This window comes from Dactylosporangium sp. NPDC000244 (assembly GCF_040300725.1).
Taxonomy (GTDB): Bacteria; Actinomycetota; Actinomycetes; order Mycobacteriales; family Micromonosporaceae; genus Dactylosporangium.
This window is the reverse complement of the sequence record NZ_JBEPEH010000012.1, coordinates 85,981-111,369: the sequence shown is the minus strand read 5'-3', so window position 1 is coordinate 111,369 and position 25,389 is coordinate 85,981. Positions and strand designations below refer to the sequence as shown.

The following is a 25,389-nucleotide window of genomic DNA, read 5'->3' as shown; positions in this document are numbered from 1 at the left end:
TGGCGGCCGGCGTCCCGGGGCTGCTCCGCCTCCTCGACGGCGACCGCGACGGGGACGCGGCGCCATCATGCCGGCGGCGAGCAGCCCTGCCCCGGTCAAGATGACGGCAAGGGTCGGCGGAGGACCGCAAGATCGAGTCGGCAGCCCGCCGGCCCGGCCCGGCGCGGGGCCGGGCCGGCGGTGGGGTGGGTCAGGAGTCGTACGCCCGGAACTCCCACAGCGAGAAGCCGTACTGCGTGCCACGCTGCGTGCCGTGCATCCGGATGTAGCGGCCGGTGCCGGAGACGTTGAGCGTCTCCGTGCCGCCCTGTCCGACCGTCGTCGAGGAGATCGTCGTCCAGTGCTCGCCGTCCGGAGACATCTGGATCTCGTAGCCCTCGCCGTACGCCGTCTCCCACTGCAGGACGATCCGCTTCACGGTCTTCGTTTCGCCCAGGTCGACCTGCAGCCACTCCTGGTCGGTGTACTGGCTCGACCAGCGGGTGGTGCTGTCGCCGTCGACCGCGTAGCGCGGCTCGAAGCCGCTGACCTCGACCGACGAGCTGGTGGCCGGGCGCCCCTGGGCCAGGGAGCCGACGCGGTGCAGGACCGTGTCGACCGCCTGCAACTCGGCGACGATCGCCTCCACCTCCGGCGAGCCCTCGACGTAGCGGCCCTCGGCCAGCTCCTTGGAGTGCCGGTCGTACTGCGCCTGCAGCAGGTCGGCCCGCGGCTTGAGGTAGCCGGCCACGCAGTTGGCGACGTGCTCGCCGACCTGGTCGGCCACCGGGCAGTCGACGTTGAACGGCGCGGACTGCCCGGCCTTGACGTTGGGCACGAAGCCCTCCGCGCACGGCCGCCCCGTCGAGGCGGGAATGCAGTTGCTGTAGGCGGACCCGGCGACGAGCAGTGCGTCCGTCAGCCCCGCGCGGCCCGGCATGTCGCCCAGGGTCACCTGGTCGCCGATCAGGCGCTGGTCGCCGTACAGCAGGCCGTTGAGGATCGCGTTGCCCTCCAGAGCCTTGGGGAAGGCCACCTCCGTGTACGCCTGGATGAGCGCGAGGGTCGTGGTGAGGTTCCGGTTCGCCGTGCCCAGCGCCGTCTCCTTCTGGATCTCGTCGAGCACGATCTGGTAGTACAACAGCTGCTTGCCGTACAGCGCGGACTGCGTGCGCCGGGTCGTGTCCTGCAGGACCGGCTGGTCGACGGCGACCGATCCGGACTGCTCGATCAGCGGCTTCCAGGTGCCGGCCCAGTTGTTCGCCACCTCGTCGCGGGCGGCTGTGCACTTCTGGGTCTCGGTCTTGCGGTTGAACGTGCAGATCTGGCCGACGTACTTCTTGACCGTCACCCGCCGGATGTCCTGGGCCGGCTGGTTCGGCCAGTTCATGCGGGTGACGAACGTGACCTGCGCGCTGCCCGACAGGTCCTCGAGCGGGTCGCCTTCGGTGTCGACCCACTCGGCGGTCCAGCACGTGGAGAACGCCGGCTTGACGTCGCCCGGCATGGCCAGCGCCGCGTTGTGGTAGACGTTGGGCAGCGACGCGTTGTTGGCGTTGGCGGGCGCGCTCAGCCTCGCCCCGGTGCCGCTGCAGACCGGCACCGGGGACGTCTCGGCGATCCGGATGCCCGGCGTCTGGTCCGCCGCGCCGAAGGGGCTGTAGCGCCCCTTGCCCTCGGCGGCCCGGTCACGGATGGCCAGCAGCGCCGCCGACACGTCGCCGGTGTAGCGCTTGTAGTCCGTGACCAGGGTGTTGAACACCGGGTTGGTGGCGCCGCCGGCGGCCGGGGCGCTGAGCCCCCGGGTGGCCGTCAGGTAGTCGTTCCCGGCATCGCGGATGGCTTTGGAGCGGCTGACGTCGTACTGCCGCGCGTACGCCTGGTTCTGCAGTTGCAGGGCCATGTACGCGCGGGCGCCGAGCTGGTACACGCCCGCACTCGGCGGTGCCTGGCCCAGTTGTGGCGTGCCGGCGCGGTACACGTCCCTGGCCCGCCAGTTCAGGTACCCCACCGACCCTTCCGGCCCGTAGGTCGTCAGGACGAACTTGATGTCGGCCTTCTCGCTGAAGTGGTCCGTCCATGCCGCGAACGTCGACGACCGGGCCTTCTGGGTCGCCAGCAGGTGGAAGCGGTCCTGGACGGTCTTGTAGACCTCGTACTCCGGGAACGGCGCGTGGGCAATCTGCTCGTAGTTGACGTACGTGTTGATGTTGTTGCGTTCGAGGTCCAGCTGGCCGTCCTGCAGCGCGTGCGCGGTGAACAGGGCGAGCGTGTCGACCTTCGACTCCAGCCGCAGCAAGATCTGCTGGATGTCGCCGAGCTGGCCGCGGATCACGTCGATGTCGCCCTTCAGACGATCCAACTGGGCGACGAGGTTCGTGTACACGACCGAGAGCGCCTCCTCGATCGCATCGAAGCGCTGGTCCATCTCCTTGTGCAGGCTGGCGATGTCCGCCCGGATCACCTGCAGCTGGTCGAGGATGAGCTGGTTCGGGTTGGGACCGGAGGCGAACAGCGGCAGCACGCTCATCACCGCGCCGATGATGTTGCCGGTGAGGGCCATCGTGGAAAGCGACGTCAGCGCCTCCCCCAAGCCCAGGCCGGCGATCGTCGGCAGGTAGTTGTTGATCGCCGTCGCGATCGCCAGCCCCGACTTGCCCAGGGTCGCGACCTGCGTGCCGAGGTTGCTGTCGGCGAAGCCGGCCAGGGTGGACAGCACCAGCACCCCGGAGCCCAGCCCGTCCAGCGTCCCCTGCCGCTGGTCGGCCGCGGCGCGCGCCCGGGTGTAGTCCTCGGACTTCGGCTGGTTGCCCGGGCCGACCGGATGCTGCGCCGACGCCTCCTTCATCTGGGCGACGACGGCGTCGTTCTTCTCGCTCAGCTTCTCCATGGCCACCTGGACCTGGCGGCGGACCTCCGCCAGGTAGGCGTCCCGGTTCTGCTGGCGCGTCCGCAGCGCGTTCACGTCGACGCCCGTGGCCAGCAGCGGGTCGGCGAGCAACTGCTCCTGGCTCGCGTCGAGCCCCACGCCGGCCCGGCCGCCCATCATGGCGTTCCAGGCCGCGGTGAACGCCGCGTCCTGCTGGCCGAGGCGGGTCACCCGGCCCCAGGCGGCGCCCTGCACCCCGTACCACTGGGACAGGTACATGTTCGTCTGGTAGATGCCGGTCACCTGGTTCATGGACTGCCCGATCTGCGCGAGGCTCTCGCCGACCGTGCTCTCGAGCAGCATCCTGAGCCCGGGGGTGACGATGTCGACCCCCGGGAGTGTGACCGCGGCGGCGACGAGCTTGCTCAGCGACTCGTACGTCCCGCCGCCGTAGGGGTCGGTGATCTGCTGCGCGTCGAGGGCGTCCTTGACGCGGGTCATGTGCCGGCTGATGTCCGCGGTGGTGGCGTTCGGGTTCGCCGCGCGCCAGTCCGCCGCCGCGACCGAGATCACCAGGTCCTTGAGGCCCTGCAGGCCGGTGTCATGGGTGCGCATGTGCGCGGCGAACAGCTCGTCGCGCAGCTGCTGCTCACTCCAGTTGACGGCGGCGCCGGCCCGGGCGGCCGGCGCCAGCGTGATGCAGAGGGCGACCGCCAGCAGACCGGCGAACCGGTGCAGCCGCCGGAGGGTGATACTCACGAGACCTCCTTCGCCGTCCGCGGGGGTGCGGAACGGGCCGGGACAGTCTGGGAACCGCCACTGCGAGATGACTGGAGGTGCCGGTCAGGCCATGGTCTGGTACGGCCGCAGGAGCGCGGTGACGTCCGAGCGGCCCATCAGCCGGCCCCGTCGCGCGGCGGCGTCGAGGCGCCCGGGCGCAAGTGCCGCCTCGACCGCGGCCCGGACCGCCGGGGCGTGCAGCGGGTCGGTCCGCTCGGCGGCGAAGCCGACCTCCGCGGACATGGCGTCGACCGCCGCGAGCAGCTCCGCGGCGTCCACGGCGGGGTCGCGGCCGGGCGTGGCGGCGTCCGGGGCGAGGCCGGCCAGCGCGCCCGCGGTGGTGTGGGCGATCATCAGCCAGGACGTCCGGTCGCCGGAGTCCTCCAGCTGGGCCAGCACCGCCGCGCCGAGACCGGCCGCGACCCGGGGGCGGCCCCGCTGCTGCTCGATGCGGATCAGCGTCCAGGCGGCGGACCAGGCGACCCACTCGTGACCGCAGCGCATCGCGGTGCGCCAGGCGGTGTCGAGGTGCGCGACCGCCGTGTCCGCCCCCGTCACCAGGCTGCGCACCACGCCGAGCGACGACGACGCCTCCGCCCGCACCCAGTCCAGGCCGGTCGTCTCGGCCAGCCGTGCGCCCCGCTCGGCATCGGCCAGGGCCTGGCGTGGGTCGGCGCCCGACAGCACCGCGAAGTGCGCCGCGTAGCCGAGGCAGCGGGCCTCGATGACCGGGTCGCCGGCGCGCGCCGCCGTGTCGTGGGCGGCGGCCGTCAGCGCGTGGGCCTGGTGGAGGTCACCGCCCAGATAGCACAGGGCGCCGAGGGCGAAGCGGGCGTGGGCGACGACCGCGGGCGGCGCGCCGTCGCGGTCGGCGGCCGCCAGGAACTCCCGCAGCACCGCGGTGCCCTCGCCGATCGCTCCCCACCGGTACCAGAACCACATCAGCGCGGCCGCCAGGCGCAGCCCGGACTCGCCGTCGCCCGCGGCCCGCGCCGAGGCGAAGGCGGTGCGGAGGTTGTCGCGCTCCTGCTCCAGCCGGGCACCCCAGTAGCCGGCGCCGCCCGCGACCATCGCGCGGTCGGCCTCCTGCGCCAGCCCCACCATCCACCCCAGGTGCGCCCGCCCGGCCGCGTCCCGCTCCGCGGGGCCCTGCTGCTCGCGGGCGAACTGCCGGACCGTCTCCAGCAGCCGGTACCGCTCGGCGGGTCCGCGCACCACGAACGAGCGCTCCACCAGGTCGGCGATCCGCTCGGCCGGGCCGCTCTCGCCGGCCGGGTCGAGCCGCGCGATCAGCTCGTCCGCCGCGTCCAGGGTGAACCCGCCGGCGAACACGCTGATCGCCCGCAGCAGCCGCTGCTCCGCCGGTTCCAGCAGCGAGTACCCCCACTGCAGGGCGGCCGAAAGCGAACGGTGCCGCGCCGGGCCGCCCCGCCGGCCGTCGGCCAGCAGGCTCAGCCGGCCGGCCGCTCCCCCGCCCGGCGGGGCGGTCAGGGCGTCGGCCAGGCGGTCCAGGGGCAGCACGCGCGAGCGCGCCGCGGCGATCTCCACGGCCAGCGGAAGCCCGTCCACGGCCGCGCAGATCCGCCGGATCGCCCGCTCGTCGGCGGGGCCGGCCGACCAGCCGGGCCGGGCCGATCGCGCGCGCTGGACGAACAGCTCGGCGGCGTCGCCGGCCGGTAGTGGGGCGAGCTCCACGAGCGTCTCGCCGGGCGCCCGCAGCGGCTGGCGGGCCGTGGCGAGCACCCGCACGCCTGGGCAGAACTGCAGCAGGTTCGCCACCACCTCGGCGGCCTCGTCCGCCAGATGCTCGCAGTTGTCCACCACGAGCAGCGTCTCCCAGGCCCGCAGCACGTTCGTCAGCTGCCCGGCGTCCTCGACGCCGACGAGGCCGAGCGCCCGCGCGACCGTCGCGGCCACCAGGCTCGCGTCGCGCACGGGGGCGAGCTCGACCAGCCACGCCCCGGCCGGCGGCCGGGGCGCCGAGCGGGCCACCTCCAGCGCCAGGCGGGTCTTGCCCACACCGCCCGGGCCGACCAGGGTGACCAGCCGGTGCCCGGCGAGCAGCGCTTCGACGGCGGCGATCTCCCGCCGCCGGCCGACCAGCCCGTCCAGCGCCACCGGGAGCCGTCCGGGCGGCGACACCGCCGGCGGCTCGGCCGCTGCCGGCCCGGCGGCCTGCGGACCGCTCAGCGCCGGCGCCTGGACCAGGATCCGGGCCTCCAACCGGCGTAACCGGTCGCCGGGATCGACACCGAGTTCCTCGGCGAGCCGACGGCGCGCCGCCCGGAGGGTGGCCAGCGCGTCACCCTGCCGCCCGGCCCGGTACTGGGCGAGCGCCAGCAGCTCCCACAGCCGCTCGTCCAGGGGCGACTCCTCGATGAGGGCCGCGAGCGGCGCGATCGCCCCGGCGTGCTCGCCCAGGCCGATCGCGGCGGCCTGCCGGTCCACGTTCATGGTGGCGCGGGTCCGCTCCAGCCGGGCGGCGTGCGTGACGAGGAGCGGGGCCTCGGGCACGTCCTCGTACGGCCGGCCGCGCCACAGCGGCAGCGCCGCGTCCAGCAGGGCCGCCGCCGCGGCCGGCCGGTGCGCCACCAGGGCCGAGTGGGCGGCGGACGCCGCCCGTTCGAACCGGTCCGCGTCCACGCTCGCGTAGGGCAGCCGCAGCGCGTAGCCGGCCCCGTCGAGCACCACGCGCCGGGCGGTCGCCCGGGCCGCCCGCCCGGGCTCGAGCATCCGTCGCAGCCCGGCGATGTAGCCCTGCAGGGTGTTGCCGGCGCGGCCCGGCGGCCCGTCCGGCCAGACCTGATCGATCAGCGTGTCGACCGGGACGACCCGGCCACCGGCGCAGAGCAGCAGCGCCAGCACCGTGCGCGGCCGTGGCCCGCCCACCCGGACCTCACGGCCACCTACCCGCACCCGCATCGGCCCCAGCACCGAGACCGCCACCTCGTCGAATGCGTGCGTCACACAGACCTTCCGGTTTCCAGGATCGCGCGTCGAGCCGCCATGGTAGGCCCGGCGGACCAGGGGTCAGCATCGATGGGATGCGCCGACGGGTGGTGCGGCTCGGCGTGCCCGAGGCTCACGAATGTGACAGGCTCTGATCATGACCAGGCTTTCCAAGGTCGATCTGTCGGCCGATTTCCCGCGGGACGAGGCGGAGGATCGGCTCGTCGCGGCTCAGCAGCGGCTGCTGCGGCTGCGCCTGCTGCTGGGCGGCCAGCTCGGCGAGCACAAGATCGGGCCGCCGCTGTGCATCATCTTCGAGGGCTGGGACGCCTCCGGCAAGGGCGGGACCATCAAACGGCTCGTCGCGCCGCTCGATCCCCGCCACGTGCGCGTCGCGCAGTTCGCCGCGCCGACCTACGACGAGAAGCGGCACCACTTCCTGCAGCGGTTCTGGGCCGTCCTGCCCGGCTGGGGCGGCATGGCCGTGCTCGACCGCTCCTGGTACGGCCGGGTCCTCGTCGAGCGCGTCGAAGGCTTCGCCACCCCGAAGCAGTGGAAGCGCGCCTACGACGAGATCGCCGAGTTCGAGCGCACGCTCACCGCCGAGGGCATGATCCTCATGAAGTTCTGGATGCACGTCTCGCCCGAGGAGCAGCTGCGACGGTTCGAGGACCGCGCGAACGACCCGCTGCGGTCGTGGAAGCTCACCGACGAGGACTGGCGCAACCGCGAGCGCCGCGCGGACTACGAGGCCGCGGTCGAGGACATGCTCGACAGGACCGACCGGCCGCGCGCCCACTGGACCGTCGTGCCCGGCGACAGCAAGCGGTACGCGCGCGTCGCCGTGCTCGAGGAGGTCTGTCACACGATCGAGACGAAGCTGGCCAAGCGCGGCTACGACCTGGACGCCGCCGGCTGAAGCCGGTTTGAAAACCCCCGGACCAGGTGATGAAGTCGGGATGGACGACATCACCGCGCTCATCCTGGACGACCACGCCGCGTTCCGCCGCGGATTCGCGCGCCTCGACGACGCCGAGGGCGAGGAGCAGCTGGCCGCGGTCTGGGACGCGCTCGCACTGCACCTGGAGATCCACGCCGAGGCCGAGGAGCGGATCCTCTACCCGCACCTGCTGCGCCAGCACACCGACGAGGCCGAGGAGGAGACCGACGACGCGATCCGCGACCACAACAAGATCCGCGATGCGATCGACGCGGCCAAGGAGCACAAAGCCGGCTCCGACGCCTGGTGGAAGGCGGTCTGGGAGGCGCGCAAGGAGAACAGCGAGCACCTCACCGAGGAGGAGGACGAGGTGCTGCCCGACTTCCGCAAGCACGCGGGGATGCAGCTGCGCGTCGAGCTGGGTGAGCAGTGGCTGACCTTCTACGGCGAGCACCCGAGCGGCAAGGGTCTCACGTTCACCGACAAGGACCCGAAGCGGTACATCCAGGAACACAGTTGAGGCAACGGGGCATGATGACCCGGTGAAGCGAGAGCGTATTCCGGACTGGTTCGCGGCCGGCCTCATGGTCGTGGCGGTTCTGTGCATCGCCGCCGCGGTCAGTGTGGCGCTCGGCGCCCGGGTGCATCCGGTGCGCGCCAGCATCGACGCGCTGCTGCTGCCCGCCCCGGCCAACGTCGGCTACGCGGCATTCCTGATGACCCTCGCCGCGGGCGTGCACAACCGCAAACGGATCGCGTTCTGGCTGCTCGTGATCATCCTCTCGGTGCAGGGGTTGTACGACCTGTTCGTGCTCTCCGACCTGGGCGAGCGCGGCGCCGAGGCCCGCGAGCTGCGGCTGCCGTTCCACGGGACGACGGCCGCGGCCGTGAACCTCGGCGTGACCGTGGTCCTGCTCGGGCTGCTGTGGCTCGGCCGGCCCCAGTTCGCCGCCAAGGTCCAGCCGGCCAGCCTGCCCAAGGCCCTCGCCACGCTCGGCGTCCTGCTCGTCGCGTTCACCGCGGTCGGCTGGGGGCTGCTCGAGCTGTTCCCGGGCTCGCTCGGGCACGGGGTCCAGCGGCTGGAGTACAGCGGCCGCATCGTCCTCGGCGGCGCGTTCGGCTTCGATGTCGGGCGCCACGGCCGGGCCCCGGGCTGGGTCAACCTGGTGCTGGGCGCCTTCGGCGCGATCGCCATCTTCGCGGCCCTCTTCGCCCTGCTGCGCTCCCAGCGCATGATCGCCTCGCTGGACCCGGACGAGGAGCGCGCGGTCCGCCGGCTGCTGGCCGAGCACGGCGAGCGGGACTCGCTGGGGTACTTCGCCACCCGCCGCGACAAGGAGGTCATCCTCTCGCCGTCGGGCCGCTCGGCGATCACGTACCGCGTGGTCTTCGGCGTGTCGCTGGCCAGCGGCGACCCGCTCGGCGACCCCGACTCCTGGGGACCGGCGATCGAGGCGTGGCTGCAGGAGGCGCGCGAGTACGCCTGGACGCCCGCCGTGATGGGCGCGAGCGAGGAGGGCGCGACCGCCTACGCGCGGGGCGGCCTGCGCGTGATCGAGCTCGGCGACGAGGCCATCCTGCACGTGCGCGACTTCGACCTGGACTCCCCGCGGCTGCGCCAGGTGCGCCAGGCCGTGCACCGGGTCGAGCGGGCCGGCTACACGGTGCGCATCCGCCGGCACGCCGAGATCCCCGCCGACGAGATGGGGCGGATCATCGAGCTCGCCGCCCGCTGGCGCGACACCGAGACCGAGCGCGGCTTCTCGATGGCCCTGGGCCGCCTCGGCGACCCGAACGACGGGCGCTGCGTGCTCGTCGAGGCCCACGACGCGAGCGGGCGCGAGGTGGCGCTGCTGTCGTTCACCCCGTGGGGCGCCGGCGGGCTGTCGCTGGACCTCATGCGCCGCGACCGGCAGTCCGACAACGGGCTCATCGAGACCATGGTCGCCACGCTCATGCGGGAGGCGCCGCGCATCGGGGTGCACCGGGTGTCGCTGAACTTCGCGGTGTTCCGGGCGGTGTTCGAGGAGGGCGCCCGCATCGGGGCCGGGCCGGTGCTGCGGCTGTGGCGGGCGATGCTGCTCGTGGCGTCGCGCTGGTTCCAGCTCGAGTCGCTGTACCGCTCGAACGTGAAGTACAACCCGCAGTGGCTGCCCCGGTTCCTGTGCTTCGAGGACGTGCGCGACCTGCCCAAGGTCGGGCTCGCCTCCGGCGTCGCCGAGGGCTTCGTTGTCGTACCGTCGCTGCTGACCCTGCTGCGCCGGGGCAAGTCGTCGCCGTTCGCCGCCGACCGGCGCGATCTCGTGATCACCGACGAGGAGCTGGCCGCCGCGGCAGCGGCCGCCGCCGAGGCCGGGCCGGACGTTCGCAAGCGGCCCGAGCAGGTGCGCATCCGCATCGCCAAGCTCGACGCGCTGCGGGCGTCGGGGATCGAGCCGTACCCGCCCGGCTTCGCCCGCACCCACAGCGCGGTGCAGATCCGGGCCGCGCACCCGGACCTGGCCGCGGACACGCGCACCGGCGACCGGGTCGCGCTCGCGGGCCGGGTGATCCGCCTGCGCGACCACGGCGGGCTGTGCTTCGCCACCCTGCGGGACTGGACCGGCGACCTGCAGGTGGTGCTCACCGGCCGGCCCGAGTTCGCCGCGACCGTCGACCTCGGCGACCACGTGGGGGTCGCGGGCGAGGTCGGCACCACCAGGCGCGGCGAGCTGTCGGTCTTCGCCGACGCGTGGGAGCTGACCGCCAAGTGCCTGCAGCCGCTGCCGGACAAGCACAAGGGCATGGCCGACCCCGAGGCGATGGTCCGCCGCCGCCACGTCGACCTCATCGTGAACCCGCCCGCCCGCGACATGGTCCGTACCCGCTCCGCCGTCACGTTCGCGCTGCGCCGGGCGCTGCACGGGCACGCGTACGTCGAGGTCGAGACCCCGGTGCTGCAGCCGATCCACGGCGGGGCCAACGCCCGGCCCTTCGTCACCCACAGCAACGCCTACGACATGCGGCTCTACCTGCGCATCGCGCCGGAGCTGTACCTCAAGCGCCTCGCCGTCGGCGGCGTCGAGCGGGTCTTCGAGATCGGGCGCAACTTCCGCAACGAGGGTGTCGACGCGACCCACAACCCCGAGTTCACGATGCTGGAGGCCTACGAGGCGTACGGCGACTACACCACCATGCGCGGGCTGGTCCGCGAGCTGATCCTGGCCGCCGCGGGCGACGAGCCGGTGCTGCGGCGCGAGTTCGCGGGGCAGGAGCGGGTGGTCGACCTGCGCGACGAGTGGCCGGTGGTGCCCGTCTACACCGCGGTGTCGGAGGCGGCCGGGGCCGCGGTGACCCCGGACTCGACCGTGGCCGAGCTGCGGGAGCTGGCCGACAAGCTCTCGATCGCCTGGCTCGACGGGTGGACCCACGGGCAGCTGGTGCTGGAGCTGTACGAGCACCTGGTCGAGGGCGCGACGGTACGGCCGACGTTCTACACCGACTTCCCCGTCGACGTCTCCCCGCTGACCCGCCAGCACCGCGACGACCCGCGGCTGGCCGAGCGCTGGGACCTCGTGGCCTTCGGGATGGAGCTCGGCACGGCGTACACCGAGCTCGTCGACCCGGTCGAGCTGCGGGCCCGGCTGACCGCGCAGTCGCTGCGGGCGGCGGCCGGCGACCCGGAGGCGATGGAGCTCGACGAGGACTTCCTGGACGCGTTCGAGTTCGCGATGCCGCCCAGCGGCGGGCTGGGGCTGGGCGTGGACCGGCTCGTCATGTTGCTGACGGGCCGGACGATTCGCGAGACGCTGCCGTTCCCTCTGGTGAAGCCGGGGCGCTAGAGTGGAATGAGTCCAAAGTCCTTGTTCGTGCCGGCGATGGGAACACACGCCGAATGGCCGATGAGAGCCCGACCCTGGATCTCCTCGAGCGGCTGGCGGCGGCGTCCGATCGGATGACGATCGACGCCCTGTCCCGCCAGATCGGACTGCCCGAGCCGATCCTGCGCGGGCGCCTGGCGCTGCTGGTCGCGCGCGGCTGGGTCGAGGCCGACGCCGACGGCTCCTCCTACGCGATCGGCGTCGGGGCGCTGCGGCCGCTGGGGGCCTACCTCTCCGCCGACCGCACCGCCCGGCTGGCCGGGCCGATCCTGGGCCGGCTGCGCGACCAGCTCGGCGAGTCGATCCGGCTCGTGCGCCTCGACGGCGCCGCGATCGTGTGCCTGGCCGTGCGCGAGTCCGCCCACGACCTCGGCGGGCCGGTCGTCGGCCGGCGCTTCCCGGCCATCTCCGCGGCCAGCGGGCGAGCGATCCTGGCCACACGCGGCGCCGCCGAGATCGACGCGATCGTGGCCGCGGGCGTGCGGGCGCACACGGCGGACTCCGTGGTCGAGCGGGCCGAGCTGGACGCCGCGCTCGCCGAGTGCCGGGCGCGCGGGGTGGCCTACGAGCGCGGCGAGGTGCTTCCCGGCGTCGGGTGCATCGCCGCCGCGGTGCGCGTGGACGGGCTGCCGGTCACCGACGCGATCAGCTGCGGGGCGCCGCTGTCGCGGCTCACCCACGACCACGCCGAGGACATCGCCGCCGGGGTCCGGCGCGCGGCCGACGACCTGGCGGCCGCCATTCTGGGGTGAAACCGGCATTTGCGGACCTTCTTCGCTTTTAGCATGGGTCCATGGACGTCGAGCGCATCGACCTGCCCGGGATCGGCACCAGCCACGTGGTCACCACGGCGCGCGGCCGGCGGATCGGCATCGTGTCGCACCGCAGCGGCCGGCGGGACCTCGTGGTCTACGACAAGGAGGACCCGGACACGAGCGTCGTGTCGGTGGCCCTGAACGCCGACGAGGCGAACGCCGTCGCGGAGTACCTCGGCACCGCCCGCATCGTCGAGCAGCTCGCCGAGATGCAGCGCCAGGTCGCCGGGCTGGTCACCGAGCAGCTCGTGATCGCGCCGGGCTCCCCCTACGCCGGGCGGACGCTGGGCGACACCAGGGCCCGCACGCGCACCGGCGCGTCGATCGTGGCGGTGGTGCGCGGCAACGACGTGATCGCGAGCCCGCGGCCGGACTTCGGGCTGCGGGCGAGCGACCTGATCGTCGCGGTCGGCACCCCGGCCGGGGTCGAGGGCGTCGCGGCGCTGCTCACCGACGGGTAGGGCCGCGTGCACCACGACACCATCCTGGTCGAGCTCGGCGCCGTGATCCTCGCCCTCGGGCTGCTCGGCGCCGTGTCGCTGCGGTTCTCGATCTCGCCGATCCCGCTGTACCTCGTCGCCGGCCTCGCCTTCGGGGCCGGCGGGGTGCTGCCGCTGGACACGAGCACGGAGTTCATCTCGGCGGGCGCGAAGATCGGCGTGATCCTGCTGCTGTTCACGCTCGGGCTGGAGTACACCGCGCCGGAGCTCGTCGGCACGCTGCGCACCTGCGCCCCGGCGGGCCTGGTGGACCTCGTGCTCAACGCCGCGCCGGGGGTGGCGGCCGCGCTGATCCTGGGCTGGGGCCCGGTCGCCGCCGTGGCTCTCGGCGGGGTCACGTACGTGACGTCGTCCGGGATCACCGCGAAGGTGCTCGGCGACCTCGGCTGGCTCGGCAACCGCGAGACGCCGGTGGTGCTGTCGCTGCTGGTCTTCGAGGACCTCATGATGGCGCTGTACCTGCCGATCCTGACCGCGGTGCTGGCCGGCGTGGGCGTGCTCGGCGGCACTGCGACCCTGGCCCTGGCCGCCGCGACGATCAGCTTCGTGCTGCTGGTGGCCCTGCGCTTCGGCAACGTCGTGGAGCGCTTCGTGGCCAGCGAGAGCGAGGAGGTGCTGCTGCTCAAGGTGCTCGGGCTGACCGTGCTCGTGGCCGGGGCGGCCGAGCTGCTGCAGGTCTCGGCCGCGGTCGGGGCGTTCCTCGTCGGCATCGCGCTGTCCGGGCCGCTCGCGCACACCGCCCGGCAGCTGCTGACCCCGCTGCGGGACCTGTTCGCGGCGGTGTTCTTCGTCTTCTTCGGCCTGCAGACCGACCCGCGCGCGCTGCCGCCGGTGCTCGGCGTGGCCGCGCTGCTCGCGCTGTGCGGGATCGTCTCGAAGCTCGCCACCGGCTGGATCGCGGCCCGGCGGGCCGGGGTCGCGCTGACCGGGCGGGTGCGCGCCGGCGCCGCGCTGCTGCCCCGCGGCGAGTTCAACATCGTCATCGCCGGGCTCGCGGTCGCGGCCGGGAGCCATCCGAAGCTCGGCCCGCTCGCCGCCGCCTACGTGCTGATCCTCGCCGTCCTGGGCCCGATCGCGGCCCGCGCGGCCGAGCCCGTGGCCCGGCTCTTCACCCGGCGAGCCCAGCGCCGACGAACGGCCGCATAACTTTGCCCGAAATGCGGAATTTCCCTGATCCACCCGGCTTTGCCCGAATAAGCGTGTTTGGCTCACGTCGGAGGTGCCACGGCAGCGCAGCCGTGGCGGACGACGGGGGAACACCAATGTTCAAGCACAACCGGATGCTGCCCGCCATCGGCGCGGCGACGCTCCTGGCGACGCTCATCGGCGCGCCCGCCCACGCGGCCGGCACGGGGCACGGCCCGGGTGGCGGCGGCGCCACGTTCGACCAGCCCAAGCACGCGCACACCAAGGCCGCCCCGATGGCGTGCCGGGAGATGACCGTGGACGGCGGCTTCGAGTCGCCGAAGCTCGGCGGCCAGGACTGGATGCAGTTCGACGAGGACGACGTGCCGGGCTGGCGCACCGACGACCCGGACGGCAAGATCGAGATCTGGGGCGGCAACATGGGCGTCGCGCCGCGCTTCGGCAAGCAGTTCGCCGAGCTCAACGCGACCGGCTCGGGCAACTCGATCTACCAGGACATCAAGACCAAGCCGAACACGAAGATCTACTGGTCGTTCTGGATCCGGGCGCGGGACACCTCCGGCGGCAAGGACGTGGACGCGACCTCGATCCACTTCGGCCGCACGCCGAAGAACGACACGAGCGTCATGGGCGTCGGCTCGGCCTTCGCCTACGCCAACTCCGCGGACGACGTGCGCTGGAAGCGGCTCTACGGCTGGTACAAGACCGGCCCGGGCCAGACCTCGACCCGGGTCACGCTGACCGCGGACTCGAGCGCGTCGACGGACGACGGCTTCGGCAACCTGGTCGACGGCCTCACCATCACCGAGAGCCCGGACTGCATGTAAACCGGATACCCGACACGACGCCGGTCGACGCGCACCCAGCGCATCGACCGGCGTCTTTTGCTGTCAAGGGCGGGTGAACTTGGCGACACCGCATAAGCAACTTCTATAAGTACGTGATACGAATTGGGTATGCCCGCAGCTCGTACCGCCTTGGATCCTGCACGCCTGACGGTCGCCGTCGAGCGCGTGTTCAGCCTCCTGCGGCAGGGCAACCCACCGAACGACATCAGTCTCACGGCCGCCTCGACGCTGCGGCGCCTGGAGCGCGAAGGACCGCGGCGGCTCACCGAGCTCGCCACCGCGGAGGGCGTCACCCAGCCCGCCATGACCCAGCTCGTCCAGCGCATGGAGCGGGAGGGGCTGGCCGACCGGGCCGCCGACCCCGCCGACGGCCGGGTCGTGCTGGTCAGGATCACCCGGGCCGGGTCCGAGCTGCTCGAGCGCCGCCGGTCGGTGCGCGCCGCACATCTCGCCGCCCTGCTGGTCGACGTGTCCGACGACGATGAGGCGCTGATCGCGGCTGCGCTGCCGGCGCTGGAGAGGCTCGCCAAGTGACCGACACCCTTGAGGCGCACGGGGGCAGCAAGTCCGGCTTCCGGGGAGCGTTGTCGGGTGGCAAGGACCACCCGCACTACAAGTGGGTGGCGTTGTCCAACACCACCCTCGGCATGCTGATCGCGACGATCAACTCCTCGATCGTCCTGATCTCGCTGCCGGCCATCTTCAACGGCATCCACCTCAACCCGCTCGCCCCCGGCAACGTGTCCTATCTGCTGTGGATGCTGATGGGGTACATGCTCGTCAGCGCCGTGCTCGTGGTGACCCTGGGCCGGCTCGGCGACATGTACGGCCGGGTGCGCATCTACAACCTCGGCTTCGCGCTGTTCACGATCACCTCGATCGCCCTGTCGCTGGACCCGTTCGACGGGGGCGGCGGCGCGCTGTGGCTCATCGGCTGGCGCGTGCTGCAGGCCGTCGGCGGGGCGATGCTCATGGCCAACTCGGCCGCCATCCTCACCGACGCCTTCCCGGCCGCCCAGCGCGGCATGGCCCTCGGCGTGAACATCGTCGCCGGCATCGCGGGCTCGTTCATCGGCCTGGTGCTCGGCGGGCTGCTGGCCGAGTGGAACTGGCGGGCGATCTTCTGGGTCAACGTGCCCATCGGCGTCATCGGCACCATCTGGGCGTACCGCAGCCTGCACGACACCGGCCTGCGCCGGCCCGGGCGGATCGACTGGTGGGGCAACCTCACGTTCGCCGTCGGGCTGACCGCGGTCCTGGCGGGGATCACCTACGGCATCCAGCCGTACGGCGGCCACAGCCAGGGCTGGACGAACCCGTGGGTGCTGACCGGCCTGATCGGCGGCGCGGCGATCCTGGGACTCTTCGCCTGGATCGAGCGCCACGTGGCCGAGCCGATGTTCCCGCTCGGCCTGTTCAAGATCCGCGCGTTCGCCTACGGCAACATCGCCGGCCTGCTCGCCGCGATCGCCCGCGGCGGCCTGCAGTTCATGCTCATCATCTGGCTGCAGGGCATCTGGCTGCCGCTGCACGGCTACACCTACGAGTCCACGCCGCTGTGGGCGGGCATCTACCTGCTGCCGCTCACCGTCGGCTTCCTCGCGGCCGGGCCGGTCGCGGGGCACCTGTCGGACAAGTACGGCCCCCGGCTCTTCGCCGCGGTCGGCCTGATCATCATGGCCCTGTCGTTCGGCGGCCTGCTCATCCTGCCGACGGACTTCAACTACTGGGCGTTCGCGCTGCTGGTCTTCTTCAACGGCCTCGGCGGCGGCCTCTTCGCGGCCCCGAACACGTCGCTGATCATGAACAGCGTCCCGGCCCACCTGCGCGGCGCCGCGTCGGGCATGCGGGCCACGTTCCAGAACGCGGGCATGGTGCTGTCGATCGGCGTGTTCTTCTCGCTCATGATCGCGGGGCTGTCGACGTCGCTGCCGGACTCGCTCAGCACCGGCCTGACCGCCCAGGGCGTCCCGGCCCCGGCCGCGGAGCAGATCGCCGGCCTGCCGCCGGTGGGCACGCTGTTCGCGGCGTTCCTCGGCTTCAACCCGATCCAGTCGCTGCTCGGCCCGCAGCTGCTGGGCACCCTGCCGGCGTCGAACGCGGCGACCCTCACCGGCCGGGAGTTCTTCCCGCACCTGGTGTCCGGCCCCTTCCACGACGGACTGGTCATCGTGTTCTGGCTGGCGATCGGCATGGCGCTGATCGGTGCCGTGGCCTCCCTCGTGAAGCCGGCCAAGCACCCGATCGAGCCGGTCTCGCAGTAGTTCAGAGCTCCCTTCTGTGGGAATGGCGTCGTCCGGTTCTTGCCACGGGCCGGCGTGACGCCGCGGACGGGCCGATCACCCCGGGGTGTGGGGTGGTCGGCCCGTCCGTTGTCTGCGCTGCGACAGGAAGGCCCGCTCCACGGCGTTGTCGCAGTGCTCCAGGGCCTCGGTGTAGGCCGCGCGGGCGCCGTCGAGGTCGCCGGTGCGGGCCAGCAGGTCGGCGCGGGCGGCCGGCAGGTAGTGGTAGCCCGCCAGGCGGGGGTCGGCCGCGAGCTCGTCCAGCAGGCGCAGGGCCGCGGCCGGGCCGTGCACCATGGCGACGACCACGGCGCGGTTCAGCGCCACGACCGGGGTCGGCCAGGCGGCCAGCAGCAGGTCGTAGACGGCCAGCAGCTGGCGCCAGTCGGTCTCGGCGTACGTCGGGGCCTCGGTGTAGAGGGCGGCGATCGTCGCCTGCAGCGCGAAGCGGCCCGGGCGGCCGCCGCGCAGCGCCGCGCGGACCAGGGCCAGGCCCTCCTCGATGCCGGCGCGGTCCCACGCGCCGCGGTCCTGCTCCTCGAGCAGCAGCAGGCGGCCGTCGGTGGCGGTGCGGGTCGCGCGGCGGGCGTCGTGCAGCAGCATCAGGGCGAGCATTGCCCTCGCCTCGCGCTCGTCGGGCATCAGGGCGCACAGGGTGCGGGCCAGGTCCAGGGCGCGCTCGACCAGGTCGGGGCGCAGCAGGGTGTCGCCGGCCGGGGCCGTGTGTCCGGTGGTGAAGACCAGGTGGACGACCGTCAGCACCGCGTCCAGGCGCTCCGGGAGTTCGCTCGCCTCGGGGACGCGATACGGGATGCGGGCCGCGGCGATCTTCTTCTTGGCCCTCGTCACGCGGGCGGCCATCGTGGACTCGCTGACCAGGAAGGCGCGGGCGATCTCGGCGGTGGTCAGGCCGCACACCAGCCGGAGGGTGAGCGCGAGCTGGGCCTCTCGCGCGAGCGCGGGGTGGCAGCACGTGAAGACGAGCCGCAGGCGATCATCGGGAAAGTGCGAGACATCCGGGACATCCGTCGGTACCACGAGCAACGGCAGCTTCGAGCGAAGCGTCGCCGCCCGCCGGTGCGCGTTCAACGCCCGGCGCTGCGCGGCCGTGGTCAGCCACGCGCCCGGGTTCGATGGGACGCCCTGGCGCAGCCAAGCGTCCAGCGCCGAGACGTACGCGTCCTGGACGCACTCCTCGGCGAGGTCCAGGTCGCGGGCGACGCGCACCGTCGCGGCGAGCACGCGGGCCCACTCGCGGCGGTGCGCGTCGGCGATCGCCGACCGGACGTGTGACGGCTCCGGCAAGACTTACTCGAAGACCTGCACCGGGCGGACCTCGACGCCGCCGAAGCGGGCCGGGCACAGCTTGGCGATCTCCAGGGCGTGGTCGAGGTCCTTGGCGTCGATCAGGTAGTACCCGCCGAGCACCTCCTTGGTCTCCACGAACGGGCCGTCGGTGACGACGTCGCCACGCACGGAGGTGGCCGTGTTCGTGGCCTGCAGCGCGTTGCCGCCGGCCAGGGTGCCGCCGAGCTCGCCGACCTGCTCGGCGAAGCGGTTGTGGGCGTCCATGACCTCCTGGAACAGCCGCTGGTCGCCGGTGGCGTAGCCGGCCTCGTCCTCGTAGATCAGGATCAGGTACTGGCTCATCGAGGTCTCCTCGAGTGCGAAGGTGTGTGCTGACACTCCTACGTCAATCGGGCCGGCACCGAATCGACAACGCGGCCGCGCTTTCGTGTATACGCCAGCGCGCCCGCGGCGATGACGAGCACACCGGCGACGTACCAGCCGGTGACGAGCATCAGGCCGGCGGACGAGACGAGCGCGATGACCGGCAGCGTCTTGTTCGGCAGCAGCTTGACGGCGGCGGCGGAGCCCACGAGGTACACCAGGACGAAACAGCCGCTCGTGAGCAGCACGAGCGCGCGGGTCCCGGTGCCGGTCGCGGCGGTCACCACGAGCGACACGGCGCCGAGGAACGCGACGAACAGCAGGCTGCGGCGGGGCACCGCGCCCGGGGCGGCCCCGCGGGCGAACCAGGCGGGCAGCGCGCCGTCGCGGCCGAGCGCGGCGCCGAGCTTGGCGGCCCCGGCGTAGTAGGCGTTCATGGTGCCGAGCGTGAGCAGGACGGCCGCGCCGGCGGCGATCGTGCGCACCTGGCCGCCGACGCCGATCGCGAGCAGCTCGGCGAGGGGCGCGCCGCCCGTCCGGCCGTCCGCGGCGAGCCCGGGGCCGAGGACCAGGGTGCTGGCGGCGGCGATCCCGAGGTACAGCACCGCCACCACGACCAGCGCGATCCCGGTGGCGCGGGGCAGGTCGCGACCCGGCCGGGCGAAGTCGGCGGCGAGCGACGTGACCGCCTCCCAGCCGGCGAAGCCCCAGACCAGCACGGCGGCGGCGGGCCCGATCGCCCACCAGCCGTGCGGCGCGAACGGGTGCAGGTTCGCCGCCCGGGCGTGCGGCAGGGCGGTGAGCGTCGCCGTGAGCAGCAGCGCGATGAGCAGGGCGGCGAGGCCGAGCTGGAGGCGGCCGGAGACGCGCACGCCGCCGAGGTTGCCGGCCGTCACCACGGCCATGAGGGCGGCGGCGGTCGCGAGGGTCGTGGGCGTACCGCCGCCGAGGGCCGCCGCGACGTACGCGCCGCCGAAGAGCGCCGCGGCGGGCGCGCCGAGCGGGATCGCGAAGTAGAACGACCAGCCGACGACCGCCGCGGCCCGGTGCCCGAAGGCGCGCCGCGCATACGTGGCGACCCCGCCGGCGTCGGGGTGGCGGGCCCCGAGCGCGGCGAAGGTGGCGGCGAGCGGCACGGAGAGCACCACCAGGGCCGCCCAGGCGATGAGGGAGGCGGGTCCGGCGGTCTGCGCGGCGAGCGCGGGCAGCGCGATGACACCGGTGCCGAGCACGGCTCCGATGGACAGCGCGGCCCCTTGGGGGACGGTCATCACGAGAAGATTTTTTCCGCGGTACCGCCAATGCCTCCAGTGGCAGGAATGCCGTTCTGCGCTAGATTTCTGCCATGAGCCGACACGTCGTAGGGGTGGCCGTCACCGCCGACATGCCGGTGTTCGAGCTGGCCGTGCCGTGCGAGGTGTTCGGGATCGACCGCGCCGACCTCGCCGACCCGTGGTACGAGCTGCGCTTCGCCGCCTCGGCCCCCGGCCGCCACGCCGCGCGCTCGGGCCTGAGCGTCGAGGCGCCGTATCCCCTGTCGTCCCTGCCCGACGCCGACACCGTGATCCTCCCGGCGTTCTCGAGGGCGCGGCAGGTCGAACCGCCGGACGACCTCGTCGCCGCGGTGCGCGCTGCCCACGAGCGCGGGAAGCGGATCGTGGCCATCTGCACCGGGGCGTACGTGCTGGCCGCGGCCGGGCTGCTCGACGGGCGCCGCGCGACCACGCACTGGATGAACGCGTTCGACTTCGCCCAGCGGTACCCGCGCGTCACCTTCGACCCCGACGTGCTCTACACCGAGGACGACAACGTCTTCACCTCGGCCGGCACCGGGGCCGCGATCGACCTGTGCCTGCACCTGGTGCGGCTCGACCACGGCTCGGCCGTCGCCAACGAGGTGGCCCGGCGCATGGTCGTGCCCCCGCACCGCGACGGCGGGCAGTCCCAGTTCGCCACGCCGCCGCCGCGCCCCCGCGCCCACGACGGGCTCGGCGGCGCGCTGGACTGGGCCCGGCAGCGGCTCGACCAGCCACTGACCGTCGCCGACCTGGCCCGCGAGGCGCGGCTGAGCCCGCGCACCTTCGCCCGCCGGTTCCGCGAGAGCGTGGGGACGAGCCCGCTGCAGTGGCTGGTGGGGCAGCGGGTGCGGCTGGCGCAGGAGCTGCTGGAGACCACCGACGACTCCATCGAGCGGATCGCGCACCGCACCGGCTTCGGCACCCCGGCGAACCTGCGCGTGCACTTCGCGCGGCAGACGAGCGTGACGCCGACGACCTATCGGCAGGTGTTCCACCGCTGACCGGCCCTTGGGCCGGTCAGCTCAGCACGGGATCAGCTCGGTGCGGCGCACGCGGACGCGGGTGCCGTCCGTCAGGGTCACCTCCACCCGGCCCACCATGTCGGTGTCGCCGAAGGAGTAGATCTCCTTGCCGTCGTGCTCGGCGAGCTCCGCGTGGCTCGGCCGTAACACCCACTTCAACTCACGCGATTTGCCCGATTTGCCCATAAAGTACACAGTAGAGCAGGAGCCCGCCCGGCACGCCGAAGCGCGCGGGGCGGGCACCCGTGGGAGTGGCTGGATCAGTCCTCGCGCGTGAGCTGGTCGCGCAGCGAGCGCAGCGCACCGGCGAGCAGGCGCGAGACGTGCATCTGGGAGATGCCCAGCTCGGCCGCGATCTGCGACTGGGTCAGGTTGCCGTGGAAGCGCATCGCGATGATCTTCTGCTCCCGCTCCGGCAGCCGGGCCAGCAGCGGCCGCAGCGCCTCGCGGTTCTCGACGTTGCGCATGTCGGGGTCGTCGCCGCCGAGCATGTCGCCGAGGCCGTTCGCGCCACCGTCGCCGCTGTCGCCGACGGGCGCGTCGAGGGAGAGCGCGCGGTACGCCTGCCCGCAGTCGAGACCCTCGATGACCTCCTCCTCGCTGACCCCGAGCCGCCCGGCGAGGTCGGCGACGGTCGGCGAGCGGCCGAGGTCCTGAGCGAGGTCGCCGGAGACCTTGCTGATCTCCAGGCGCAGCTCCTGCAGCCGGCGCGGGACGCGCACGTCCCAGCCCTTGTCACGGAAGTGCCGCTTGAGCTCGCCGACGATCATCGGAATCGCGTAGCTGGTGAACGCCGCCCCGCGGGTGGGGTCGAAGCCGTCGACGGACTTGATCAGGCCGAGGTTCGCGACCTGCACGAGATCCTCGAGCTGCTCGCCGCGGTTGCGGAAGCGCCGCGCGAGGTATTCGGCGAGCGGGATGTAGAGCTCGATGAGCCGGGCCCGGACGCGCTCGCGGTCGGTGCCGGCGGGCAGGTCGCCCAGCAGCGACAGCAGCGCCTTGGCCTGGGCGTCGGTCTCCCGGTTAGCCCGGGTGCCGTGCGTCTGGGCAGGCGCCTGGGTCCGCGTCTGGACGGACTCGTGCTGTTCCACGGTGATGCTCATGGCTGGCGTGGCCTTTCATTCGGGTACCGCAACGACCGGCGCCACAACGCATGCGCGTTTCGGTGGCGTGCAGGCGGGAAACCCTGCTGCGAGGGCAGGGTGCAACGCCTGGGAGAAGACCCGGTCGCATTACGCATGCGGCGCCCATGTTTTGAGCGCCGGCGCAGACCTCCGGCGTCGCCACGCTCCGGGGAGCCGCCCTTGTCTGGACGGGCCCGGCCGCACGGGGATACGTCACCCGGCGGGGTGGGACGACTCCCACCTTACAAGAACTTGCCGCAGGGCAAAAGACGAGCGGCGCGTTCGCACCCCGCGTGGCCTTATTGTGGCGCCCATGACGATCGATGCCACGGTCCCGAACGTCGCCCGGATGTACGACTACTACCTCGGCGGATTCCACAACTTCGCCGCCGACCGGGAGGCCGCGGAGAAGATCCTGGCGATCTTCCCCGACACGCCGGCGGCCGCGCACGGCAACCGGCGATTCATGCAGCGCGCGGTGCGGTACCTGTCCCGCGAGGCCGGCGTGCGCCAGTTCCTCGACATCGGCGCGGGGCTGCCGACCCAGGGCAACGTGCACGAGCACACGGACGGGCGGGTGGTGTACGTCGACAACGACCCCGTAGCCGTCGCGCAGGCCCGATCGCTGGTCGAGGACGAGGAGCGGGTGTCGGTGGCCCTGGCCGACCTGCGCAACCCGGAGGCCCTGCTGGCCGACCCGCACGTCTGCGGCCACCTCGACCTCGGCGAGCCGGTAGCGCTCATGCTCGTGTCGATCCTGCACTTCATCCCCGACGAGGCCGACCCGTGGTCGATCATCGCCCGGCTGCGCGACGCGCTGGCGCCGGGCAGTCACCTGGTCGTGTCGCATCTGACCCTGGACGGCGTCGACGCCTCCCCGGCCCGCCAGGGGACGCAGGTCTACCGCCGATCGAACGCCCCCATCATCCCGCGCACGCACGCGGCGATCGAACGCTTCTTCGACGGCTTCGAGCTGGTCGGCCCGGGGCTGGTGTGGATCGGGCAGTGGCGTCCGGCCGAGGGCGAGGATTCGACGTCGCACGGGTACGGCGGCGTCGGCCTCAAACGTTCGTAGCCACGGCCGGGGATTTCCTGGGCGGTCGGCGTCGCTGTGCTGCCGGGCGTTCGAGCGTTTGGTGCTGCCGGGCGTTCGGGCGCTTGGTCGTTTGGTGCTGCCGGGCGCTTGGTCGTTTGGTGCTGCCGGGCGTTTGGTCGTTTGGTCGTTTGGCGCTTCCCGCGGTTCGGCCGCCTCGGGCCGCTCGGCCGTCAGCACGGACGGTAACCGCCGCGAGGCGGGGCAGGCGCGGGCCGGGGCCGGGCGGTATTCTGGGCTCGGGCAGTGCGCCTGCCCGAGCCTTCCCCGGCCGCCCACGCCGACCGGGACCGAGGCCAAGAGGCTCCGACTCAGCGCACCGGCCCGGGCAGCGCGAAACCCTGCCCGGCGGGAGGCATCAGCCGTCCGATCGGTGCGAGCGTGGGTCGACGCCGGAGGACTCGAGATGGCCGACCAGCCGCAGGACCAGACCCCACCACCACACTCGGACGGCCCCGCTCCATCGCCGGACGCCTCTCCAGACGCGGCATCCCCGCAGGCATCCTCGCAGGCCTCCCCGGTCCCTGCGGACTCCCCTGCGACACCGCCCCCGCCGGCCGCCGAGCCCGGCACGGCCCCTTCCCCTCCGGCCGCCGAACCCGGCACTCCCCCGCCCTCTTCGGCCGCCGAACCGGGCACCGCCTCGACCGCTCCGGTCTCCACTTCCCCCGGCGGCACCACTCCCCCAGCGGCACCACGCACCCACCCGAGGTCCCGCTCCGGCCGCGACCGGGCCCGCCGCCGAGCCGTGCGCGCCCACGCCGCCCAGACCGGCGTCGCCTACTCGATCGCCGCCCGCCAGCTCGCCGCCGCGGCCCTGGCCCCCGGCGAGAGCCTGGCCAACACCGGCCGCACCGTCTATCCGGCGGCCCTGTCCCGAGACCGCGGGACCATCCTCGCCCGCGAGGCCCGCTCACCCGGCGACAAGCTGGCCACCACGAGGATCGCCGCCCGCATCCCGACCGGCCGCGCCCGGCACCTGACCGACCGCTTCCCGCCCGGCGAGACGGCCGGCCTGCACTTCTACGCCGGCGACCTACGCCCGGAACTGCTCGCCATGGTGTACCTGGCGATCGCCCACGAATCCCCCGGCCTGATCCCGTCCCCGCTGGACCTGGCCTGGACCGCCGAACTCGGCGAGGAGACAGCCGTGGACACCACCTGCGCCGACCTGGACCGAGCCGCCCGGGCGCTGCTGTCCGACCGCCCCGCCGCCCGCTGGCACCGCATCGACGCGGCCCTGTCCGCGGCCCAGCACCACGCCGAACCGTCCACCCGCTACGCCGCCGACCTGCTGACCCTCGCCCACCGCCGCCTGTGCACCCCGACGGAGAACCCGGCCGGCGACCCCCAGGTGCCCCCGGCCCCCTGGCAGGGCGCACGCCAGACTCTCGACGCCCTCCTCATCGTCACCGAGGACGGCCACGCACCGGGCACCCGAGTCCGCAGACCCGGCAAAACCCCCCACTCCGAGGGCACCGTCCTAGGCGCCCACTGGTCGGCGACCGGCCCCCCGATCGCCTACGACATCACCTTCGACGACGACCCCGCGACTCGAACACTCCCGCCGGCAGACATCGTCGTACTCCCCAGCCAAGAGTCCGACGCCCCCGCCCTCACCCACTGACCGACCCCGCCGACACGCGAACCGACCCGCTCGACGTCCCTGACCCCGGCCCGACCGCCCGCCGAACGCCTCGACCAGGTGCACGATCCCGACCTGATCGACGCAAGCGCGGCCGATCGACGGCCTGGCGCCACAGAACCACCACGGCCCGGCCAGCACCGCACCACGGCCAGCGAGGCCGGACCGCCGCACCGCCTCACCGCGACCGACCGGCGGGTCGGCCAGGGTCGGCGGGTCGGCTCACCGGTGGTCGTGCCGCATTCGGCCAATCGGCTGGCGGGCCGTCGGCGGCTGGTTGGCCGGCGCCCAGCTTCGGTGGCGGCGGCAACGAGTTCGTCGACGCTCGCGCTCTCCGGCCGACCGCTGGTCTTCCGCGACCGGCCGGAGCCTCGGTGGCCGCGGCGGCACGAGTTCGTCGACATTCCCGCTCTCCGGCCGACCGCCGGCGCCCAGCCTCGGTGGCCACAGCAGCACGAGTTCGTCGACGCTCGCGCTCTCCGGCCGACCGCCGGCGCCCAGCCTCGGTGGCCACAGCAGCACGAGTTCGTCGACGCTCGCGCTCTCCGGCCGACCGCCGGCGCCCAGC

The 25,389-nt window shown here is 73.3% G+C and carries 20 protein-coding genes; 12 read left to right on the top strand and 8 right to left on the bottom strand.

Annotated elements, in window-relative coordinates:
* Positions 1-190 precede the first annotated feature (190 nt).
* Together ABT369_RS18740 and ABT369_RS18735 are read right to left on the bottom strand one after the other, a co-directional pair.
* On the bottom strand, positions 191-3,607 hold the full coding sequence (locus ABT369_RS18740) for a discoidin domain-containing protein (protein ID WP_350613453.1): 3,417 nt from the start codon (positions 3,605-3,607) through the stop codon (positions 191-193).
* 84 nt (positions 3,608-3,691) lie between these two features.
* Complete coding sequence (locus tag ABT369_RS18735; RefSeq protein WP_350613452.1) at positions 3,692-6,595, bottom strand: AfsR/SARP family transcriptional regulator; 2,904 nt, start codon at positions 6,593-6,595, stop codon at positions 3,692-3,694.
* A 139-nt stretch (positions 6,596-6,734) separates the two neighbouring features.
* On the opposite strand from ABT369_RS18735, the gene ABT369_RS18730 reads away from it, so the two are divergent.
* The 9 genes from ABT369_RS18730 to ABT369_RS18690 all read left to right on the top strand — a co-directional run bounded on the left by ABT369_RS18730 (position 6,735) and on the right by ABT369_RS18690 (position 16,950).
* Positions 6,735-7,496: a polyphosphate kinase 2 family protein gene (locus tag ABT369_RS18730; protein WP_350613451.1), complete on the top strand. Its 762-nt coding sequence runs from the start codon at positions 6,735-6,737 to the stop codon at positions 7,494-7,496.
* Positions 7,497-7,536: 40 nt separating this feature from the next.
* The gene (locus ABT369_RS18725) at positions 7,537-8,037 is read left to right on the top strand and encodes a hemerythrin domain-containing protein (protein WP_350613450.1); all 501 of its coding nucleotides are present in this window, start codon (positions 7,537-7,539) and stop codon (positions 8,035-8,037) included.
* A 22-nt stretch (positions 8,038-8,059) separates the two neighbouring features.
* The gene (gene lysX / locus ABT369_RS18720) at positions 8,060-11,338 is read left to right on the top strand and encodes a bifunctional lysylphosphatidylglycerol synthetase/lysine--tRNA ligase LysX (protein WP_350613449.1); all 3,279 of its coding nucleotides are present in this window, start codon (positions 8,060-8,062) and stop codon (positions 11,336-11,338) included.
* A gap of 53 nt (positions 11,339-11,391) precedes the next feature.
* Entirely contained in the window at positions 11,392-12,129 is a 738-nt protein-coding gene (locus ABT369_RS18715) for an IclR family transcriptional regulator (RefSeq protein WP_350613447.1), read from the top strand.
* 41 nt (positions 12,130-12,170) lie between these two features.
* Positions 12,171-12,653 carry a cation:proton antiporter regulatory subunit gene (locus tag ABT369_RS18710; RefSeq protein WP_350613445.1) on the top strand — a complete coding sequence of 161 codons (483 nt, stop codon included), beginning with the start codon at positions 12,171-12,173 and terminating at the stop codon, positions 12,651-12,653.
* 6 nt (positions 12,654-12,659) lie between these two features.
* The gene (locus tag ABT369_RS18705) at positions 12,660-13,838 is read left to right on the top strand and encodes a cation:proton antiporter (protein ID WP_350613444.1); all 1,179 of its coding nucleotides are present in this window, start codon (positions 12,660-12,662) and stop codon (positions 13,836-13,838) included.
* A 116-nt stretch (positions 13,839-13,954) separates the two neighbouring features.
* Positions 13,955-14,665: a hypothetical protein gene (locus ABT369_RS18700; RefSeq protein ID WP_350613442.1), complete on the top strand. Its 711-nt coding sequence runs from the start codon at positions 13,955-13,957 to the stop codon at positions 14,663-14,665.
* A gap of 129 nt (positions 14,666-14,794) precedes the next feature.
* A complete protein-coding gene (locus tag ABT369_RS18695; RefSeq protein ID WP_350613440.1) occupies positions 14,795-15,220 on the top strand; it encodes a MarR family winged helix-turn-helix transcriptional regulator in 426 nt (141 codons plus the stop codon).
* On the top strand, positions 15,217-16,950 hold the full coding sequence (locus tag ABT369_RS18690) for an MFS transporter (RefSeq protein ID WP_350613438.1): 1,734 nt from the start codon (positions 15,217-15,219) through the stop codon (positions 16,948-16,950). The genes ABT369_RS18695 and ABT369_RS18690 overlap by 4 nt, the downstream gene beginning before the upstream one ends.
* A 75-nt stretch (positions 16,951-17,025) precedes the next feature.
* Here ABT369_RS18690 and ABT369_RS18685 read toward each other — a convergent pair whose 3' ends face one another.
* The 3 genes from ABT369_RS18685 to ABT369_RS18675 all read right to left on the bottom strand — a co-directional run bounded on the left by ABT369_RS18685 (position 17,026) and on the right by ABT369_RS18675 (position 19,910).
* Positions 17,026-18,210 carry an RNA polymerase sigma factor gene (locus ABT369_RS18685; protein WP_350613678.1) on the bottom strand — a complete coding sequence of 395 codons (1,185 nt, stop codon included), beginning with the start codon at positions 18,208-18,210 and terminating at the stop codon, positions 17,026-17,028.
* Positions 18,211-18,276: 66 nt separating this feature from the next.
* A complete protein-coding gene (locus ABT369_RS18680) occupies positions 18,277-18,618 on the bottom strand; it encodes a YciI family protein (protein WP_350613436.1) in 342 nt (113 codons plus the stop codon).
* 38 nt (positions 18,619-18,656) lie between these two features.
* The gene (locus tag ABT369_RS18675) at positions 18,657-19,910 is read right to left on the bottom strand and encodes an amino acid permease (protein WP_350613434.1); all 1,254 of its coding nucleotides are present in this window, start codon (positions 19,908-19,910) and stop codon (positions 18,657-18,659) included.
* Between the two features lie 74 nt (positions 19,911-19,984).
* On the opposite strand from ABT369_RS18675, the gene ABT369_RS18670 reads away from it, so the two are divergent.
* Positions 19,985-20,938: a GlxA family transcriptional regulator gene (locus tag ABT369_RS18670; protein ID WP_350613432.1), complete on the top strand. Its 954-nt coding sequence runs from the start codon at positions 19,985-19,987 to the stop codon at positions 20,936-20,938.
* Between the two features lie 21 nt (positions 20,939-20,959).
* Here the strand turns inward: ABT369_RS18670 and ABT369_RS18665 are convergent, their stop codons facing one another.
* Entirely contained in the window at positions 20,960-21,109 is a 150-nt protein-coding gene (locus ABT369_RS18665; RefSeq protein WP_350613430.1) for a hypothetical protein, read from the bottom strand.
* A gap of 110 nt (positions 21,110-21,219) precedes the next feature.
* The gene (locus tag ABT369_RS18660) at positions 21,220-22,062 is read right to left on the bottom strand and encodes an RNA polymerase sigma factor SigF (protein WP_350613429.1); all 843 of its coding nucleotides are present in this window, start codon (positions 22,060-22,062) and stop codon (positions 21,220-21,222) included.
* A 334-nt stretch (positions 22,063-22,396) separates the two neighbouring features.
* On the opposite strand from ABT369_RS18660, the gene ABT369_RS18655 reads away from it, so the two are divergent.
* On the top strand, positions 22,397-23,158 hold the full coding sequence (locus ABT369_RS18655) for an SAM-dependent methyltransferase (protein WP_350613427.1): 762 nt from the start codon (positions 22,397-22,399) through the stop codon (positions 23,156-23,158).
* 766 nt (positions 23,159-23,924) lie between these two features.
* Positions 23,925-24,803, top strand: a complete 879-nt coding sequence (locus tag ABT369_RS18650) for a hypothetical protein (protein WP_350613425.1) — start codon at positions 23,925-23,927, stop codon at positions 24,801-24,803.
* A 240-nt stretch (positions 24,804-25,043) separates the two neighbouring features.
* Here ABT369_RS18650 and ABT369_RS18645 read toward each other — a convergent pair.
* On the bottom strand, positions 25,044-25,389 hold a 346-nt coding region (locus tag ABT369_RS18645), incomplete at its 5' end, for a hypothetical protein (protein WP_350613424.1).